The following is a 17,819-nucleotide window of genomic DNA, read 5'->3' on the forward strand; positions in this document are numbered from 1 at the left end:
CCGCGGACGCCGCCGCTCCCGTCATGCTCGCGGCCTTCGAGGGCTGGAACGACGCCGGTGACGCGGCCAGTACGGCGGTCGAGCACCTCTCGCTGCACTGGGACGCCACCGAGCTCTCCGCCATCGATCCCGACGAGTACTACGACTTCCAGGTCTCGCGCCCCACGATGCGCCTGGTCGACGGCGTCAGCCGCGCGATCGACTGGCCCACCACCCGCCTGACCCGCTGCCGCCCGCCCGGCTCCGCCCAGGACCTCGTCCTCGTGCGCGGGATCGAGCCGAACATGCGCTGGCGCGCGTTCTGCGCCGAGATCATCGAGCACGCCCGCGAGCTGGGCGTGGGCACGGTGATCACGCTGGGCGCGCTGCTCGCCGACACGCCCCACACCCGCCCGGTGCCCGTCACCGGCACCTCGTTCGACAAGGCGTCCGCGGCCCGCTACCGGCTGCAGCGCTCGCGCTACCAGGGCCCCACCGGCATCGTCGGGGTCCTCCAGGACGCCTGCGTGCAGGCCGGCATCCCCGCGATCTCCTTCTGGGCCGCGGTGCCGCACTACGTCTCCCAGCCGCCCGCCCCGAAGGCCACGATCGCGCTGCTGCAGCGCGTCGAGGAGGTCCTCGACGTGGAGGTGCCCCTCGGCGGCCTGCCCGAGCAGGCCGAGAAGTGGGAGCGCACGGTCTCGGAGATGGCCGACGAGGACGACGAGGTGCGCGAGTACGTCAAGGCCCTCGAGGAGGCCGGCGACGCCGAGACCGACCTCGAGGAGGCCTCCGGCGAGGAGATCGCCGCCGACTTCGAGCGCTACCTGCGCCGCCGCGGCCCCGGCGGCGGCCCCGGCGGCACCGCCGGCGGCCCGCCCGGGCCCGGCAAGGGTCCCTGGGAGCGGTGAGCGCGCCCCCGTCCACGCAGTCCCCGTCCCGCCTCGCCCGTCTCCGGATCGGGGCGCTCTACGCGGGCGCGTTCCTCGGGCCGTTCGGCGGCGGCATCACCGCCTCGATGCTGCCCGAGCTCGGCGCCGACCTCGGGCTCTCCCCGTCGGCGGCGTCGGCCTCGCTGACCGCCTACCTGCTCCCGTTCGCGCTGCTCATGCTCGTGTCCGGGACGCTCGGGCAGCGCTGGGGCGCCGCGCGCACCGTGCGGTGGGCCTACGTGGCGTACGTGGTGTTCTCGCTGCTCGGAGCGGTCGCGGGCACCGGGTGGCTCTTCCTGTGCGCGCGGGCGTTGCAGGGCGCGGCCAACGCGTTCACGACGCCGCTGCTGCTCGCCTCGCTGGCCGCCGCCACCCCGCCGGAGCGCCTCGGCCGCTCGCTCGGGGTGATGGGCTCGCTGCAGGCGGCCGGGATGACCTTCGCGCCGCTGGTGGGCGGGCTGGCCGCCAGCGTCGACTGGCGCGCGGCGTTCGTGGGCGTCGCCGTGGTGGCCGCCCTGCTCGCGGTGGCCGGGCTGCCCGCGGACCCGCCGGCCGGACGGGCGGGCGACGGCGCCGGGCGGCCCCGCCTGCGCGACGCCTGGCGGCCCGCGGTGCTGCGCCTCGCGCTCGTCGCGGGGCTCGCGTGGGCCGCGCTGGGCGGGCTGTCGTTCCTCGTGGCCCTGCGCGTCGAGGACGCCTTCACCGTCGGCGCGGCACTGCGCGGCGCCCTGCTCACGGGCTTCGGGGTCTGCGGGCTGCTCACCGCGCGAGTCATCGGGTCCGGGGTCGACCGCTTCGGGCCCGGCGTGACGGTCCGGGTCGGCGCGATCGCCGGCGCGCTGCTCGTCGGCGCGGTCGGGGTGCTGCCCTCGGTGATCGCCATCGGCGCGGCCTGGGCGCTCGCCGGCGCCGCCGCGCAGCTCGTGCTCGTCGGCGTCAACACCCTCGTCCTGCGCGGCACCACGGCGGGCGGGGTCTCGGTGGTCCAGGCCGGGCGCTTCCTGGGTGCGTCCGCCGCGCCGGCGGTGTTCCTCGCGCCCTACCACCTCTCCCCCGTCGCCGGGTTCGGTCTCGCCGCCGTGGTGCTCCTCGCGGCGGGGCTGCTGGCGCCGCGCGGGGTGAGCAGCGGGGTCAGGGGGTGACGAGCCGGCGGGCCGCGGGCAGCGCGAGCACCGCGGCGACCACCGCCGAGGCGATCGCCAGCCCGGCGAGCGGGCCGGTGAGGTCGCCGTCGCCGGCGAGGGCGGAGAGCAGGAAGGGCACGCCGAAGCCCAGGTAGGCGCAGGCGTAGAACGTGCCGGTGAGCGCCCCGCGCTCGCTGGGCAGGGCGAGCCCGGCGACGATCGTCAGCCCCGAGGCGAGGCAGAGCCCGTAGCCGGCGCCGAGCAGCAGTGCGGCGGGCAGCAGCGCCGGCCACGCGCCCGTCGCCAGGGCGAGGAGCGCGAGCCCGAGACCGGCGGCGCCGAGCGCGAGGCCCGCCGGGCCGGCCCGCGGCGCGCCGAGGCGGCGCGCGAGGGGCGGCACGAGCGCGCCGGTCGAGAGCGTCACCCCGGCGACGATCCCGGCGACCGCGACGGCGATCCCCGGCATCTGCGGGGTGAGCAGCAGCGGCAGGACGGTCGCGGCGGTCGAGGGGAAGGCGAAGACCCCGATGGCGATCGGCACGACCACCCGGACGAAGGCGCGCCGGGCGCCCGCCGGGACGCCGAGGTTCACGACGGGCCCGCCGGCCCGGCGCCGCTCCGGGCCCAGCGTCTCGGGGATGCCGGGCAGCAGCGCGATCGCGCCGACCATCAGCGCGACGTGCACGAGGTAGGGCAGCACGGTCGGCAGCACCACCCACTGCCCCATGAGGCCGGCGACCAGGGGCCCGGTGGCCCAGCCCATCGCCAGCGCGATCGTCGTCAGGCGCGCCGAGCGGCCGGCCTCGCCGATCAGCTCCCCCAGCCACGCGGTGCCGACGCTGAACACCACCCCGGACACCGCACCCTGCAGGAAGCGCCCGAGGAAGAGCACGAGCACCGACGACCCGGCCGCGAGGAAGAGCACGGAGACGAGCCCGGCGAGGACCACGAACGGCACGACGATGGGCCGCCGCCCCAACCGGTCGGACGCGGGCCCCGAGAGCAGCAGCGCCGGGATGAGGCCGGCGGCGTAGACGCCGAACGCCGCGGTCAGCGTCGTCGGCGCGAGCCCGAGCGTGTCCCGGTAGACCAGCAGGAGGGGCGTCGGGACGTTGGTGCCGAAGGCGACGACGAGCACGACGGTCCACAGCGCCCAGGGCGCCGCGATCGCACCCGTCCTCCGCGAGGTCCGCACGCCCATGCCGGCACCCTGCCGCATGCGGTGGCTCAGCGGGCGGTCTGCGCCGCGAGCGGGTCGAGGGTGGGTCCGCGCGGGAGGAGGTCGAGCACCGCGCGGGGGGCCGGGCGCGGGGCGCCGAGGCCGAGGGCCGACGCCGCGACCGGATCGGGCACGGGGAAGACCCGCCCGCCGGCGTCCACGAGCACGGCGGGCCCGCCCGGCGCGCCCGGCGCGCTCGGGACGACGTGGGCCCCGCCGCCCGCCACCCACGCGCCGTCCAGGGGCGGGCCGGCGAGCGGGGTGGGCTCGGCGGGACCGGGCAGGGCGGGCCCGGCGAACACCGCGGCGGCGCCCGTGGCGTCGGGGCGCACGCACACGGTGGTCGCGGCGTCGTAGGTCACCGGGCGCGGGAAGGTCGCGGGGTACGCGCGGACGTCGACCACCGCGACCCGCGGGGTGTCGTCGAGGCGCCCGGCCGGCACGGCGGCGATGCCCGGGTCGGCGGTCGGGTCGGGGTTGGCGAACCGGGCGAGCTGGGCGACGACCGCGGGCACCTCCTGCACCCCGTCGGGGGCCACGAGGAAGAAGCGGGCGCCGTCGGGGCTCACCACCGCGCCGACGGGGACCCCGAGCGCGGCGGTGCGCGGCTCGGTCGGCGTGGCCCCGGAGCCGGGCACGGTGACGGGCTGCAGCGGCGGCGCCTCGGGCAGCGTGCCGAGCAGGGCGGGGCTCGCGACCCGCGCGCGGGCGCCGGTGAGCTCCAGCCCGCGCACCACCGCGCCGGCCTGCGGCGTGATGAGCGCGCGCCGTCCCTCGGTGACCAGCCAGAACCGGTCCTCGACGCGCAGGAGCAGGGCCTCGTCCGGGGCGAGCGGACGTCCCGGCGAGGGCAGGCCGCCGAGCGCGACCGTCGTCAGCGCGGGGTCGGCGGCCGGGTCGGGCACCGAGGGGTCGAGGGTCACGCGGTCGCAGACCGCCCAGGCGTCGGGAGCCGGCGCGGCCGGGTCCGGCAGCACCGACGGCGCGCCGGGGATGCCCGCCGGCGCGGTGCGGGGCGCCTCGGCGAGGAGGTCGTCGCGGACCGGGACCGGCGGGCCGAGGAGGCCGCCGGGGGCGTTGCCCGCCGCCGCCGCGAGCAGCCGGGCCGAGGCCAGGTTGAGCGCGGGGACGAGGCGGTCGGGCCCGTGGGCGACGGCGTACAGCGCGCCGGAGGGCTCGCCGCGCACCACGGCCTCGTCGCGCCAGCCCTCGTCGCCCCGGACCAGCCCGACCACGGCGAACCCGACGAGCGCGAGCACGCCGAGCACCGCGCCGACCAGCAGCGCGCGGTTCTGCCGGCGGCCCGGGTCGTGGCGGGGCGTCGGGTCCCGGCCCACCAGTGCGGACTCCAGCCGGCGCACCGCGAACCGGTGCGCCTGCACCTGGGTCGCGGTGGGTGGTGGGAGACGCATGGGAAAGAGGAGTACGCCGATAGGGGAGCTCGACCCATGGGAGTCCGAGGGCACAGCGCGATGCCTACCGCATCCGCGCGCGGCGCGTGGGCCGGTTGCCGCGGCCGAGCGGCACGTCCGGCAGGTCGGCGGGCCCGCCGATCATGCGCAACGTGCCCCTCGCGGCGACAGGGCCCGGCGCACCGTTCACTCCGGGGCGCGGTGCGCCTCCAGGTCGGCGAGGTCGACCCACTCCAGGGTGCGGGCGTGGGTGGCCTCGAGGACGACCGGCGGCGCGACGCCGGCGTCGAGGGCCTCCTTCCACCGGCTCGCGCACAGGCACCAGCGGTCGCCGGGCTTCAGGCCCGGGAACTGCGGGGCCGGGCGCGTCAGGTCGTTGCCCCGGGACGCGCTGAAGCTGAGGAACTCGGCGGTGACGCGGGCGCACACGGTGTGCACGCCCGCGTCGTCGGCGCCGGTCTCGCAGCACCCGTCGCGGTAGAAGCCGGTGACGGGGTCGTGACTGCAGTCGGCGAGCTCCTCGCCGAGGACGTTGCGGGCCATGGGATCCACGTACCCGCGGACGGCCTATCGCAGCGGGACGCCGAGCAGCGCGTCGACGGCGTCGGTGATCCGGGCGGGACCCTCGGGGGTCCAGCCGGCGCCGTCGCGCCGGGCGAGCACCTCGTCGGCCCACGCGTCGAGGGTGGCCAGCGCGCCGGGCGTGTCGAGGTCGTCGGCGAGGTGGGCGCGCACGCGGGCGATGGTGTCGTCGGGGTCCGGGCCCGTCGGCGAGCTGGCCGCCTCGCGCCAGCGGTGCAGGCGCGCCTGGCCCGCCGTGAGCAGCTCCGCGGTCCAGGACCGGTCGGTGCGCCAGTGCCCGGACAGCAGGGCGAGGCGGACGGCCATGGGGTCGACGCGGTCGGCGCGCAGGCGGGAGACGAAGACGAGGTTGCCCTTCGACTTCGACATCTTCTCGCCGTCGAGGCCGATCATCCCGGCGTGGCAGTAGTGCCGGGCCAGGGGGTGCGCGCCGGTGAGCGCCTCGGCGTGGGCGGAGCCGAACTCGTGGTGCGGGAAGGCGAGGTCCGAGCCGCCGCCCTGCACGTCGTACTGGTCGCCGAGGCGGTTCAGCGCGATCGCGGCGCACTCGACGTGCCAGCCGGGGCGACCCTCGCCGAGGTCGGAGGCCCAGTGCGGCTCGCCGTCGCGGGCCATGCGCCACAGCAGCGCGTCGAGCGGGTGGCGCTTGCCGACCCGGTCGGGGTCGCCGCCGCGCTGCGGGAAGACCTCGAGCATGCGCGCCTCGGAGTAGCGCGAGACGTAGCCGAAGTCCCGGGTCGCGGTGTGGTCGTGGTAGACGTCCGGGAACTGCTCGTCGTCGGCGCGGTAGGCCGCGCCGCTGGCCAGGAGCTTGCCCACCAGCTCGCTGATCTCGTCGACGGCCTCGACGGCGCCGATGAACTCGCGCGGCGGGAGGATCCGCAGCGCCGACATGTCCTCGCGGAACAGCGCGGTCTCGCGCATCCCGAGGACCACCCAGTCGTCGCTGTCGCGCTCGGCCCGCTCGAGCAGCGGGTCGTCGATGTCGGTGACGTTCTGGACGTAGTGCACGTCATGACCCGCATCGAGCCAGAGGCGGTTGATCAGGTCGAACGCCAGGTAGGTCGCGGCGTGCCCGAGGTGGGTGGCGTCGTAGGGCGTGATCCCGCAGACGTACATCTTCGCCGTCGACCCGGGCGAGGTCGGCCGGATGCTGTCGCTCGCGGTGTCGTGCAGGCGCAGCGGGGGCGGGCTTCCGGGGACCCGCGGGATGTCGACCGATGACCAGGCTCGCATGGTCACGAGCCTAAGCCCGGCGACGCGCGGCGTCCGGTGCTCGTGGCGAACCGCTCGCGCGCGGCACGCGAACACCGGTGTGGAACCCCGGCCGGGTCGTGTCAGCAGGGTCGTCGTGGGCGAGCACGTCGTCCCTGCACGGGATGACGGACCCGGCCGGGGTGGCCGGGAGCCGCGGGGGGGATCGGCTCCAGCCACGGTCGAGCGTACGCGGTGTCGCCCCCCGTGGTCGTGACGCCCGAGTGCGGTGTCGGCGTTCACCCATCAGGGTGTTCGCCCCTCGTCCGATGTGCGCAGCGTCAGCGTCTCCGGCGGCTCGCGAGGTAGTCGCTCACCACGGCGGCGCCGAGCCCGTCGAGGTCGGGGTTCACCACCCGTCCGCCGGCGCGCCGGGCGACGAGGTCCACGAACGCCTCCAGGCGCGGGTCCTCCCCGAGCATGAAGACGGTCAGCGCCGCGTTCAGCCGCGCCAGCGCGTCGACCTCCCCGAGCGTCGCCCGCAGCGTCTCCGGGCTCGGCGGGTAGTCGAACACCGCGTGCCCGTCGGGCTCGAGGTGCGCGGTCGGCTCGCCGTCGGTGACGACCAGGACGACCGGCGCCGCGTCGGCGTTCTTGCGCAGGTGCCGTCCGGCGAGCAGGAGCGCGTGGTGCAGGTTCGTGCCCTGCTCCCAGGCCCCCTCGAGCGCGGTCAGCTCGCCCAGGTCGACCTCCTTGGCGTGGCGCCCGAAGGTGACCAGCTGCAGCGCGTCGCCCCGGAACCGCGTCGAGACGAGGTGGTGCAGCGCCAGGGCGGTGCGCTTCATCGGCACCCACCGGCCGTCGGCCACCATCGACCACGAGGTGTCGACGCACAGCGCCACCGCGGCGCGGGTCCGCTGCTCGGTCTCGACGATCTCCACGTCGGTGACGTCGAGGGCCCGCGCGTCGCCCGAGGCGTGCCGCATCTCGGCGTTGAGCAGCGTCCGGGGCACGTCCCACTGCTCCGTGTCGCCGAACGACCAGGGCCGCGTGGCACCGGTGGCCTCCCCCGCGGCGCCGGATCGCTGCGTCTCCCGCTCGCCTCGCCGTGTCGACAGCGAGCCGACGACGTCGCGCAACGACGACTGCCCGAGCTGGCGCAGCGCCTTGGGCGAGAGCATCAACGAGCCGTCGGCCGCACGCTGGAACACACCCTGCCGCTCGAGCTCGCGCTGGAGCTCCGCCAGGCGCTGCGCATCGACGCGGGCCTGCTCGCCGAGCGTCGCCTCGAGCGCCTCGAGGTCGATGTCCTCCATGCGCGCGCCCGGGTACGACTGCGAGAGCTGCTCGGCCAGGGCGTCCATCTGCCCGAGCTCCTCCATGGCGCGGGTCGCCTCGCCCATGCCGAGCGGGTCCTCGCCGCGGAAGCGGCCGCGGCCCTGCCAGTCCTCGCCGGGGCGCAGTCCCTGCAGCTGCTGGTCGAGCCGGCCGAGCTGCTCGGCCAGGCGCGGGTCGCCGAAGGCCTGCTGCATGAGGCCCTCGAGCTCGGCGCGCTGCTCGGCCGACAGCGAGTTCATCATCCGCTGGGCCGCCGCCGACCGTTCCGCGAGCAGGTCGATCAGCTCGTCGGTGGTCTGCGGGTTCTCCGGGAAGTACTGGCCGTGCTTGCCCATGAACTCGCGGAACTGGTCCGTGGTGTCCTCGCCGCGCCCGTGGGCCTCGAGCAGGTCGTTGAGGTCGGAGATCATCTCCCGGACGGCCTCGACGTCCTGCGGGGTGGCGTTCTCCATCGCCTGCTTCATGCCCTGGAAGCGCTGGTCGAGCGCCTCCCGGCCGAGCAGGTCGCGGATCTGCTCGTACGCCTGGCGCGCCTCGGCGTTGCGCCAGTCGTAGGACTCGAGCTCGCGCACGGCGCCCGCCGGCGACGGGGGCAGGGCGTCGAGCTGCATCTCGCGGAACCGCGCGTCGTCGGACTCCTCGGCCTGCAGCGAGTTCCGCTCCGCCTCGAGCGCCTGCTCGAGCAGCTCGCGGACCTCCTGCAGGGTGCCGTCGAGGCGGTGGGTGCGCTGCAGCCGGCTGCGCCGCTCGTTGAGCCGGCGCATGAGGTCGTCGAGACCCCGCTGCTCTCCCATCCCGCGGCGCATCAGCTCCTGCATCGCCCGCCGCGGCGACGTGCCCTCCATGACGTCGCGGCCCAGCTCGTCCATCGCCTCGCGCAGGTCGAAGGGCGGGGCGAGCGGGTCGGGGCCGTCGTCGTACCGCCCGTAGGAGTAGCGCCCGCTGCCGGGCCCCTGCCCCTCCGGGCCGGTGGGGTCAGCCACCATAGGCCACCGTCCCGTCCTCGGCGTCCCCGCTGTACAGGCTGTCCTTCGCGAGCTTGCGGGTGAGGTAGAGGTGCTCGAGCGCGAGCTCGACGGCGCTGGCCAGCGGTCCGGGAGCCTCCGTGCCCGCGGCGCCGAGGCGCTCGGCCACCGTGTAGACCACCGAGATCGAGGGCAGCGCGTCGACCACCTGGCGGGCGGCGACGCGGTCGCCGGTGACCACGCGGCGGGAGCCCTCGAGCGCGGACACCCCGTCGGCCAGCGGGGTCAGGTCGACCCCGGCCAGGCGGGCGCGGGCGGTCTCGGTGATCGAGCGGCGCAGCAGGTGGGTGAGGAGCTCGGCCTCGCGGCCCTCCTCCCCCGATTCGAACTCGAGCTTGCCGCGCAGCACCGGCGGCACCGACTCGAGGTCGACGGGCCGGGCCACGGCGACCTCCTCACCGGTGACCGCGGCGCGGCGCAGCGCGGCGGCCGCGACGGTCTCGGCCGCGGCGATCGTGAAGCGCGCGGACACGCCGCTGCGCTGGTCGACCGCGCTGGACTGGCGCAGGTGGCGGGTGAAGCGCGCGAGGACCTCGACCAGGTGGTCGGGCACCTCGGCGACGAGGTGGGCCTCCTGGCGTGCCAGGGCGATCTCGCCGGCGACCTCGAGCGGGTAGTGGGTGCGGACCTCGGCCCCGAACCGGTCCTTGAGCGGGGTGATGATCCGCCCGCGGTTGGTGTAGTCCTCGGGGTTCGCGCTGGCCACGAGCATGATGTCCAGCGGCAGCCGCAGCGTGTAGCCGCGGACCTGGATGTCGCGCTCCTCCATGACGTTGAGCAGCGCCACCTGGATGCGCTCGGCGAGGTCGGGCAGCTCGTTGATCGTCACGATGCCGCGGTGCGCCCGCGGGACGAGGCCGTAGTGGATGGTCTCGGGGTCACCCAGGCTGCGGCCCTCGGCGACCTTGACCGGGTCGACGTCGCCGATGAGGTCGGCGACGCTCGTGTCGGGCGTCGCCAGCTTCTCGGCGTAGCGCTCGGAGCGGTGCCGCCAGGTGATCGGCAGGTCGTCGCCCAGCTCGGCGACACGGCGCCGGCTCGCCGGGGTGATCGGGTCGGCCGGATGCTCGCCGAGCTCGGAGCCGGCGATGACGGGCGTCCACTCGTCGAGCAGGCCCACGAGGCTGCGCAGCAGCCGGGTCTTGCCCTGACCGCGCTCGCCGAGCAGGACGACGTCGTGCCCGGCGAGGACCGCGCGCTCGAACTGGGGCAGCACGGTGCGGTCGAACCCGACGATCCCCGGCCAGGGGTCGCTGCCGTTCTGGGAGCCGTCGCGCAGGCGAGCGAGCAGGTTGTCGCGCAGCTCGGTCCGCACGCTGCGGACCGCCGCCGCCGGGTGGCCGCTGCGGGCCAGCTCGCCGGCGGTGGTCGGGAGACCAGAGGGAACGGTGGGAACGGAGGGAGCAGCAGGAGAGCTCACCGCTCCACGCTACGTCGCCGATCGTGATCCGGCTCCCCGCTCGTGCCCGGACCGGCGACGGCGGTGGTCGCGTTGGGGGTCAGCGCCGCGTGCGCGGCGATGGGCGTGGCGACCACGACGTCTACGGCGACACGGCGGGCGCCGAGCTGCGGCTGATCACGTGCGGGGGCGCGCTCGACGCGAGCGGGCGCTCCTCCGAGGACGACGTCATCGTCGTCGCCCACCTCACGGGCCGGGGCTGACCGGCACCGTCGAGGTGTCGGCGAGCGCCTCGGAGCCCGCGAAGTAGCGTCGTGCGCCATGGGCAGGATGGACGACAGGGTCGCGATCGTGACCGGCGCCGGCCGGGGCATCGGGCGGGCGATCGCCGAGAAGCTCGGCGCCGAGGGCGCGACCGTCGTCGCCACCGACGTCGACGGCGACACCGCGGCGGCGACCGCGGCCGCGCTCGGGGGCGGCGCGCTCGGGCTCGCCACCGACGTCGCGTCCCGCGCCTCGGTGGAGGAGATGGTCGGCACCGTCCGCGAGCGGTTCGGGCGCATCGACGTGCTGGTCAACAACGCCGGCTGGGACAAGGCCGGGCCGTTCGTCGACTCCGACCCCGCCGACTGGGACAAGGTCATCGCGATCAACCTCTACGGGGTGCTGCACACCTCGAAGGCCGTCCTGCCGATCATGGCCGAGCAGGGGGGCGGCCGTGTCGTCAACCTCGCCTCCGACGCCGGCCGGGTCGGCTCCTCCGGCGAGGCCGTCTACTCCGCGGCCAAGGGCGGGGTCATCGCCTTCACCAAGACCTGCGCCCGCGAGATGGCCCGCCACGGGATCGGCGTCAACTGCGTCTGCCCGGGCCCCACGGACACCGCGCTGTTCGCCGAGTTCGCCGGCGACAGCCCGAAGCTGCGCGAGGCGCTGACCAAGGCCATCCCCCTGCGCCGCCTCGCGCAGCCCGAGGACCTCGCGGGCGCCGTCGCCTTCCTCGCCTCCGAGGAGGCCGCCTACATCACGGGCCAGACGCTGAGCGTCAGCGGCGGGCTGTCGATGAGCTGAGCACGACCACCGACCGCGACGAGGGAGTCGACGTTGTACGAGGACTACCAGCAGCTGACCTTCGAGCGCCGCGACCACGGCGTCCTGCTCATCACGATCGACCGTCCCGACAAGTACAACGCCGCCGACGAGGTGCTCCACGGCGAGCTCGCCCGCGTGTGGCGCGACGTGTCCGCCGACGAGCGGACCCGCGTCGCGGTGATCACCGGGGCCGGGAAGGCGTTCTCCGCGGGCGGCGACCTCGCCATGGTCGAGCGGATGGCCGGCGACTACGACCGCGTCCAGCACATGCTCCGCGAGATGTCCGACCTGGTCTACAACATCATCGACTGCGAGAAGCCGATCATCTCGGCGATCAACGGGGTCGCGGTCGGGGCGGGGGTCGTCGTGGCCCTGCTCGCCGACATCGCGATCGCCGCCGAGGACGCCAGGCTCGGCGACGGGCACGTCAAGCTCGGGGTGGCGGCGGGCGACCACGCCGCGATCATCTGGCCCCTGCTCGCCGGCATGGCCAAGGCGCGCTACTACCTGCTCACCGGTGAGATGGTCACCGGGGCCGAGGCGGAGCGCTTCGGCATGGTGGCCAAGGCCCTGCCCCGCGACCAGGTGCTCGACGAGGCCCTGCGCGTCGCCGACACCCTGGGCACCGGCGCCCAGCAGGCCATCCGCCTGACCAAGCGCAGCCTCAACAACTGGCTGCGCAGCGCCGGGCCGACCTTCGACCAGTCGGCGGCCTACGAGATGCTGACCTTCCTGGGCCCCGACGTCGTCGAGGGCTACACGGCGCTGCGCGAGAAGCGGGAGCCGCGGTTCCCGTCGGCCGCCGACTGAGCGCGCCCGCGCCGCGCGGAGCGGGCGATCCCGAGCAGCGCGACCGGCCACACCGGCACCAGCACGAGCATCGCCACCCGGAACGCGTCGGGGACCGCCGCGGGGGGACGACGGGAGAGCTCACAGGACGCGCGTCCCCCCGACGGGCAGGTCCCAGAGGTCGGCGCGGTCGCGCCCGTCGCGCACCCACTCCTCGCGCACGCGTTCGAGCGGCTCGAGCACCGGCTCGCCCGAGAGCGTGAACGTGCCCCAGTGGACGGGGACGAGGTGGCGCGCGCCGAGGTCGCCGGCGGCCCGGACCGCCTCGGCGGGGTCCATGTGCACCCCGCGCAGCAGGCGGCGGGGCGCGTAGGCGCCGACCGGCAGCACGGCGACGGCGAGGTCGCGGTGCCGGGCCCCGATGCGCGCCGGGAACGGCCCGTAGCCGGTGTCCCCGGCGTGGATCACGCTGCGCCCGTCGGCACCCGTGACCACCCAGCCGCCCCACAGCCGCCGGCAGGTGTCGAACAGCGTGCGGCGCGACCAGTGGTGCGCGGGGACGAATTCGATCCGCACCCCGCCCCGCTCGACGCCCTCCCACCAGTCCAGCTCGGTGACGTCGGTGAACCCCCGGCGGGCGAACCAGGGCGCGCTGCCGCCCCCGACCAGCACCGGCGTCGCGCGCGGCAGGCGCCGCAAGGTGGGCGCGTCGAGGTGGTCGTAGTGGTCGTGGCTGATCAGCACCGCGTCCAGCGGCGGCAGCCGCTCGGGGCCCAGGGCCGGCGCGGTCAGCCGCTGGCGGGCGCCGGGGATGCCGCCCACGAGCACCGGGTCGACGAGCAGGGTGACGTCGTCGACGTGCAGCAGGACCGACGCGTGGCCCAGCCAGGTGACCGCGATCCGCCCGGGGCCGACCGACGGGTACGGGTCGGCGGCGACCACCGGGACCCGGGCGCCGTCCCGCTCGGCCTGCGGCGGGAACGACCGGAAGAGCTCGAACGCCTGCCACGGGCTCAGCAGGTCGGCGGTGCGCCGGTGGTGGAAGTCGCGCGGCCAGCGCGGGTCGCGGCGTGCGGACGGCACGGCGGGCTACCTCGCCTCGGAGCAATGTGAGCGGAATTCCCGGCGACAGCCGGGAATTCCGCGCACACGGGGTGGGTGGGGTCAGAACGCGGGCCACGGGATCGGGGGCCACCGGCCGCCGGGCGCGGGGAGCTCGTTCGCGTCGATCAGCCGCGAGATCCGCGAGCGCAGCGCGTTGACCTCGGCGCGGGTGAGGTGCTCGTGCAGCGTGTCGTTCAGCCCGGCGGCGTTGCCCGGCGAGAGCGCGGCGCGCAGCCTGCGCAGACCGTCGACGACGTCGTCGGTCAGCGGCTCGCCGACCCAGCCCCACAGCACCGTGCGCAGCTTCTCCTCGCGGTGCAGGCAGATGCCGTGGTCGACGCCGTAGACGCCGCCGTCGATCCCGGCGAGGACGTGCCCGCCCTTGCGGTCGGCGTTGTTGACCACGACGTCGAGCGCGGCCATCCGCCGCAGGGCCGGGTCGTCGGCGTGGACGAGCAGCGCGGGGTCGCCGTCCCTGCCGCGGGCGCGCAGCACGGTGCGCCAGTTCTCGTCCACGTCCTTCGGGGCCAGGATGTCGACCAGCTCGCGCTCGTCGTCGGTCTCGATCCAGCGTTGCACCATGCCGGGCCCGAAGGGGCCGTCGCGCAGCACGGTCGGCGGCACCACGCGGAAGCCCGCGGCCTCGCTGACCAGGAACGTCGCCACCTCGCGGCCTGCGAGGGTGCCGTCCGGGAAGTCCCAGAGCGGGCGCTCGCCGCGCACCGGCTTGTACACGCAGCGCTCCTCGACCCCGTTGGTCGAGATCGAGCACAGCAGCGTGGTGTTGGACGCCTCGGTGAGGCGGCCCTCCACCTCGATCCGGCCGTGGAGCAGCAGCTCCAGGGCGTCCTCGGTGGATTGGTCCGAACCAGATGGTCCGGCTCCGCTGCGCTCCGCGTCTCGCGGCCCCGCGCCGTTCGTCTCCCGGTCCACGCGCCTACTCGGGGGTCGTCACGCGGCGGTAGCCGTTCTGGCGCGGGCACACGTGGCCGGCGGCGTCGAGCGGCTGGGTGCACAGGGGGCACAGGCGGCGCCCGGCGCCCACGACCCGCTCGGCGCGCGTGGCGAACGCGCGCGCCCCGGCCGGCGAGAGGAACACGCGCAGGGCGTCGGGACCCTCGTCGGTGTCGTCGAGGACGACCGACTCGTCGATCTCCTCCTCGGTGACCGCGAGGAGCTCGACGACGACGTTGCGCGACTCGGCGTCCCAGCCCAGGCCCATCGTGCCGACCCGGAACTCCTCCTCCACCGGGACCTCGAGCGGCGAGGTGTCGACCTCGTCCTCGGGCACGGTGACGGGGACCTCGGCCCCGAAGCGCCGCGAGACCTCCTCGAGCAGGGTGCCGATCCGCTCCGAGAGCACCGAGACCTGCTGCTTCTCGAGCAGCACGCTCACCTTCCGCGCCTGTTCGGTGGCCTGGAGGTAGAAGGAGCGCTCGCCGGGCTGCCCGACGGTGCCGGCGACGAACCGGTCGGGCTGGCGGAAGACGTGGATCACCCTGGGCATGACATCTCGATCGTAGGACTCCGGGCAGCGCACCGCTGGAGGACGGTGTCCTCCGGCGTCGGCGGAACCCTCATGGTACTCCGGTCGACCCCCCGACGGTGGCCTCCGCGGGGACGGCGTCGTCGGTCGCCGGGGGTGCTTCCTCCCCCTCCGCACCGGCCTCGGAGTCCGGCTTCGGGACCAGCGCGGACAGGTCGCCGCCGGTGTCGTTGACCCGCACCACGAAGGGGCGCGTCGGCGTGTAGCTGATGACGCTCACCGAGCACGGGTCGATGACGATCCGCTGGAACGAGTCGAGGTGCAGGCCCAGGGCGTCGGCGACCGCGGCCTTGATCACATCACCGTGGCTGCAGGCGACCCACAGCGCCTTCTCGCCGTGCTCGGCGCCGATGCGCGCGGCCTGGCGGCGGATCGCGGCGACGGCCCGCGCCTGCATCGCGGCCAGCCCCTCCCCGCCGGGGAAGACCGCGGCCGACGGGTGGGCCTGGACGACCTTCCAGAGGTCCTCCTTGCCCAGGTCGCCGAGCTTGCGGCCGGTCCAGTCGCCGTAGTCGACCTCGGCGAGGTCGTCCTCGACCTCTGCCCCGAGGCCGCGCGCGGTGAGCAGCGGCGCGAGCGTCTCCTCGCAGCGCTGCAGCGGCGAGGTCACGACCGCGGCCAGCGGGAGCTCGGCGAGCCGGTCGACGAGCTTCTCGGCCTGCGCGCGCCCGTGGTCGTCGAGACCGACGCCGGGGGTGCGGCCGGCGAGCACGCCCGAGGTGTTGGCCGTGGACCGTCCGTGCCGCAGCAGGATCACCGTCGTCACGCGGTCGACCCTACGTGGCGGCGACGACCCCGTTGCTGACGGCGAGCAGGACGACCAGCCCCAGCAGGACCCGGTACCAGACGAAGACGTAGATGGTGTGGTTCTCGACGAACCGCAGCAGCCAGGCGATCGAGGCGTAGCCCAGGGCGAAGGCGATGAGCGTCGCGACGATCATCTGCGGGATGCTCGGGAACACGACGAGCGCGCCCTGGGTGTCGGCGGCGGTCGGGTCGAGGATGTCGGGGATCTGCGTCAGCCCGGATGCGAAGACCGCCGGCAGGGCCAGCAGGAACGAGAACCGCACCGCCACGGCGCGCTCGAGGCCGAGGAACAGGCCCGCGGTGATCGTGCCGCCGGAGCGCGAGACGCCGGGGATCAGCGCCAGCGCCTGCGCCCCGCCCATGACCAGCCCGTCGCGCAGCGTGAGCTGGTCGGGCCCGCGGCGCTGGCGGCCGTAGTGCTCGGCCGCGGCCAGGGCGAGCGCGCCGAGGATCAGCACGGTGCCGTTGAGGTACAGGTTGCGGGCCGGGCCCTTGATCGCGTCCTCGAACAGCAGACCGATCACCCCGATCGGGATCGAGCCGAGGATCACGTACCAGGCGAGCTTGTAGTCGTAGCCGCGCTCGTCGCGCCGCGCCAGCCCCACGAACCACGCCCGGAGCAGGCGCCAGATGTCGGAGAAGAAGTAGATGAGCACGGCGGTCTCGGTGCCGAGCTGGGTGACCGCGGTGAACGCGGCGCCCGCGTCGTTGCCGAAGAAGAACGCCGAGGTGATCCGCAGGTGGGCCGACGACGACACGGGCAGGAACTCGGTCAGTCCCTGCACGATGCCGAGGACCACCGCCTCGAGCCATCCCATCGGCGCGCCGGCTGTCACGGCGACGGACGGTAGCCCCCTCGGGTCTCGGCTCGGCGTGCCCCCCGGGGCTGTCCCGTGACCTGTTCGTAAGCTCCCTCCCCGTGGAGCAGCGACGCCTGGGCACGAGCGGGCTGCGGGTCTCGCGTCTGGCCCTGGGCACGATGAGCTGGGGCCGCGACACCGACGCCGACGAGGCGGGCGCGTCGCTGCTGGCGTTCCTCGACGCCGGCGGCACGCTCGTCGACACCGCCGACGTCTACTCGGGCGGCGAGGCCGAGCGCATCCTCGGCGGCCTCTTCGACGACGTGATCCCGCGCAACGAGGTGGTGGTCGCCACCAAGGCCGGCGCCCGGCGCGACGACGGCCCGTTCGGCGGCGGGGCCTCGCGCGGCGCCCTGCTCGCGGCCCTCGACGACTCGCTGGACCGGTTGAACACCGACTACGTCGACCTCTGGCAGCTGCACGAGTGGGACGACGACGTGCCGCTCGAGGAGACGCTCGCCGCGGTGGACGTGGCCCTGACCACCGGGCGCGCCCGGTACGCCGGGATCGCGAACTACGCGGGCTGGCAGGTCGCGTCGGCGGCGACGCGCCAGGCGCTGACCTCGCTGCCGCTGGTGTCGGTGCAGTCGGAGTACTCGCTGCTCGAGCGGTCGGTGGAGACCGAGGTGCTCCCGGCCGCCGAGCACCACGGGCTGGGGCTGATGCCCTGGGGCCCGCTGGGGCGCGGGGTCCTCACCGGCAAGTACCGCGAGGGCGTGCCCGCCGACTCCCGCGGCGCCTCGGAGCACCTCGCCGGCTACGTCAACCGCCACCGCACCGAGCGCACCGCCCGGATCGTGCAGGCCGTCGTGACCGCCGCCCACGGGCTCGGCACCTCGCCGCTGGCCGTGGCGCTGGCCTGGGTCCGCGACCGGCCGGGCGTCGTGGCCCCCGTCGTCGGGGCCCGGGACGGCGCCCAGCTGCTCGGCTCGCTCGCCGCCGAGGAGCTCGTCCTGCCCTCGGCGATCCGCGGGGCGCTCGACGACGTCAGCTCCCCGTCCGGGCCCTCGGGCACCTCGGTCCTCGACGACGGCGCCGAGGAGCCCGACGTCCCGCCCTGGGAGTGATCCACCGCCGGACGACCGGGCACCGCGACGGGTGCGCGGGGTGTGTCGCTGTGCGTACGGTGGTGCGGCTGGGTCAGGTGTCCCGGAGGTGGTCGGCTCGTGAACGCTGGTGGCAGCGAGGGCGGGGCGCTCGTCGGAGCGCCGGTGGTCGAAGGGGATTGGGAGTACCAGCCCGTGCGGCTGCCCCCGGACGTCACGCGGATCTCCGCGACGGTCCAGCTCGGCATCCGCGCGGAGTTCGGGGGCTGGGAGCTCGCCCGGACGCTGCTCTACGCCGACGGCAGCCGGAAGGTGTGGCTGCGCCGCCGGCTCTCCCGCTCGCTGGTCGCCGGTCTCGCCACCTAGGTCCCGGC

General features: G+C 75.5%; 18 protein-coding genes. 7 read left to right on the top strand and 11 right to left on the bottom strand.

Annotation, left to right across the window (positions count from 1 at the left end):
• The first annotated feature begins 23 nt into the window (after nucleotides 1-23).
• Both PHK61_RS03075 and PHK61_RS03080 read left to right on the top strand, forming a co-directional pair.
• Nucleotides 24-890, top strand: coding sequence for a PAC2 family protein (locus PHK61_RS03075; RefSeq protein WP_274279707.1), 867 nt, complete (start codon nucleotides 24-26; stop codon nucleotides 888-890).
• On the top strand, nucleotides 887-2,053 hold the full coding sequence (locus tag PHK61_RS03080; RefSeq protein WP_274279495.1) for an MFS transporter: 1,167 nt from the start codon (nucleotides 887-889) through the stop codon (nucleotides 2,051-2,053). Before PHK61_RS03075 ends, PHK61_RS03080 begins: the two co-directional genes overlap by 4 nt.
• On the opposite strand, the gene PHK61_RS03085 is transcribed toward PHK61_RS03080, so the two are convergent.
• From PHK61_RS03085 to PHK61_RS03110, 6 genes are all read right to left on the bottom strand, one after another.
• The gene (locus PHK61_RS03085; RefSeq protein ID WP_274279496.1) at nucleotides 2,043-3,236 is read right to left on the bottom strand and encodes an MFS transporter; all 1,194 of its coding nucleotides are present in this window, start codon (nucleotides 3,234-3,236) and stop codon (nucleotides 2,043-2,045) included. The two genes, PHK61_RS03080 and PHK61_RS03085, sit on opposite strands and share 11 nt — an antisense overlap.
• 26 nt (nucleotides 3,237-3,262) lie before the next feature.
• Complete coding sequence (eccB, locus tag PHK61_RS03090) at nucleotides 3,263-4,666, bottom strand: type VII secretion protein EccB (RefSeq protein WP_274279497.1); 1,404 nt, start codon at nucleotides 4,664-4,666, stop codon at nucleotides 3,263-3,265.
• 186 nt (nucleotides 4,667-4,852) lie between these two features.
• Entirely contained in the window at nucleotides 4,853-5,209 is a 357-nt protein-coding gene (locus PHK61_RS03095) for a DUF2237 family protein (RefSeq protein ID WP_274279498.1), read from the bottom strand.
• A gap of 24 nt (nucleotides 5,210-5,233) precedes the next feature.
• On the bottom strand, nucleotides 5,234-6,484 hold the full coding sequence (mshC, locus tag PHK61_RS03100; RefSeq protein ID WP_274279499.1) for a cysteine--1-D-myo-inosityl 2-amino-2-deoxy-alpha-D-glucopyranoside ligase: 1,251 nt from the start codon (nucleotides 6,482-6,484) through the stop codon (nucleotides 5,234-5,236).
• Nucleotides 6,485-6,783: 299 nt separating this feature from the next.
• Nucleotides 6,784-8,766, bottom strand: coding sequence for a VWA domain-containing protein (locus PHK61_RS03105; RefSeq protein ID WP_420791339.1), 1,983 nt, complete (start codon nucleotides 8,764-8,766; stop codon nucleotides 6,784-6,786).
• Nucleotides 8,756-10,225, bottom strand: coding sequence for an ATP-binding protein (locus tag PHK61_RS03110; protein ID WP_274279501.1), 1,470 nt, complete (start codon nucleotides 10,223-10,225; stop codon nucleotides 8,756-8,758). Before PHK61_RS03110 ends, PHK61_RS03105 begins: the two co-directional genes overlap by 11 nt.
• A gap of 89 nt (nucleotides 10,226-10,314) precedes the next feature.
• Here PHK61_RS03110 and PHK61_RS03115 point away from each other — a divergent pair, with 89 nt between their 5' ends.
• From PHK61_RS03115 to PHK61_RS03125, 3 genes are read left to right on the top strand one after another with little or no spacing between them, the layout of a single operon-like run.
• Nucleotides 10,315-10,467, top strand: a complete 153-nt coding sequence (locus PHK61_RS03115) for a class F sortase (protein ID WP_420791340.1) — start codon at nucleotides 10,315-10,317, stop codon at nucleotides 10,465-10,467.
• 58 nt (nucleotides 10,468-10,525) lie between these two features.
• Nucleotides 10,526-11,272, top strand: coding sequence for an SDR family NAD(P)-dependent oxidoreductase (locus PHK61_RS03120; RefSeq protein WP_274279502.1), 747 nt, complete (start codon nucleotides 10,526-10,528; stop codon nucleotides 11,270-11,272).
• Nucleotides 11,273-11,305: 33 nt separating this feature from the next.
• Nucleotides 11,306-12,103, top strand: a complete 798-nt coding sequence (locus PHK61_RS03125) for an enoyl-CoA hydratase/isomerase family protein (protein WP_274279503.1) — start codon at nucleotides 11,306-11,308, stop codon at nucleotides 12,101-12,103.
• 120 nt (nucleotides 12,104-12,223) lie between these two features.
• Here the strand turns inward: PHK61_RS03125 and PHK61_RS03130 are convergent, their stop codons facing one another.
• The 5 genes from PHK61_RS03130 to PHK61_RS03150 form a co-directional block, all read right to left on the bottom strand.
• Nucleotides 12,224-13,165 (bottom strand): MBL fold metallo-hydrolase, encoded by a 942-nt coding sequence (locus PHK61_RS03130; RefSeq protein WP_274279504.1) that lies wholly within the window; start codon nucleotides 13,163-13,165, stop codon nucleotides 12,224-12,226.
• An 81-nt stretch (nucleotides 13,166-13,246) separates the two neighbouring features.
• The gene (locus PHK61_RS03135; RefSeq protein ID WP_274279708.1) at nucleotides 13,247-14,029 is read right to left on the bottom strand and encodes an SCO1664 family protein; all 783 of its coding nucleotides are present in this window, start codon (nucleotides 14,027-14,029) and stop codon (nucleotides 13,247-13,249) included.
• A gap of 94 nt (nucleotides 14,030-14,123) precedes the next feature.
• On the bottom strand, nucleotides 14,124-14,693 hold the full coding sequence (locus PHK61_RS03140; protein WP_274279505.1) for a DUF3090 domain-containing protein: 570 nt from the start codon (nucleotides 14,691-14,693) through the stop codon (nucleotides 14,124-14,126).
• 70 nt (nucleotides 14,694-14,763) lie between these two features.
• Nucleotides 14,764-15,498 (bottom strand): histidine phosphatase family protein, encoded by a 735-nt coding sequence (locus PHK61_RS03145; protein WP_274279506.1) that lies wholly within the window; start codon nucleotides 15,496-15,498, stop codon nucleotides 14,764-14,766.
• 10 nt (nucleotides 15,499-15,508) lie between these two features.
• Entirely contained in the window at nucleotides 15,509-16,357 is an 849-nt protein-coding gene (locus PHK61_RS03150) for an undecaprenyl-diphosphate phosphatase (protein ID WP_274279709.1), read from the bottom strand.
• Nucleotides 16,358-16,458: 101 nt separating this feature from the next.
• Here PHK61_RS03150 and PHK61_RS03155 point away from each other — a divergent pair, with 101 nt between their 5' ends.
• Nucleotides 16,459-17,466, top strand: coding sequence for an aldo/keto reductase (locus PHK61_RS03155; protein WP_274279507.1), 1,008 nt, complete (start codon nucleotides 16,459-16,461; stop codon nucleotides 17,464-17,466).
• 99 nt (nucleotides 17,467-17,565) lie between these two features.
• Entirely contained in the window at nucleotides 17,566-17,811 is a 246-nt protein-coding gene (locus PHK61_RS03160) for a DUF5703 family protein (protein WP_274279508.1), read from the top strand.
• The last annotated feature ends 8 nt before the right edge of the window (nucleotides 17,812-17,819 follow it).

The organism is Actinomycetospora lutea, assembly GCF_028737205.1.
In the GTDB taxonomy this organism is placed as follows: Bacteria; Actinomycetota; Actinomycetes; order Mycobacteriales; family Pseudonocardiaceae; genus Actinomycetospora; species Actinomycetospora lutea.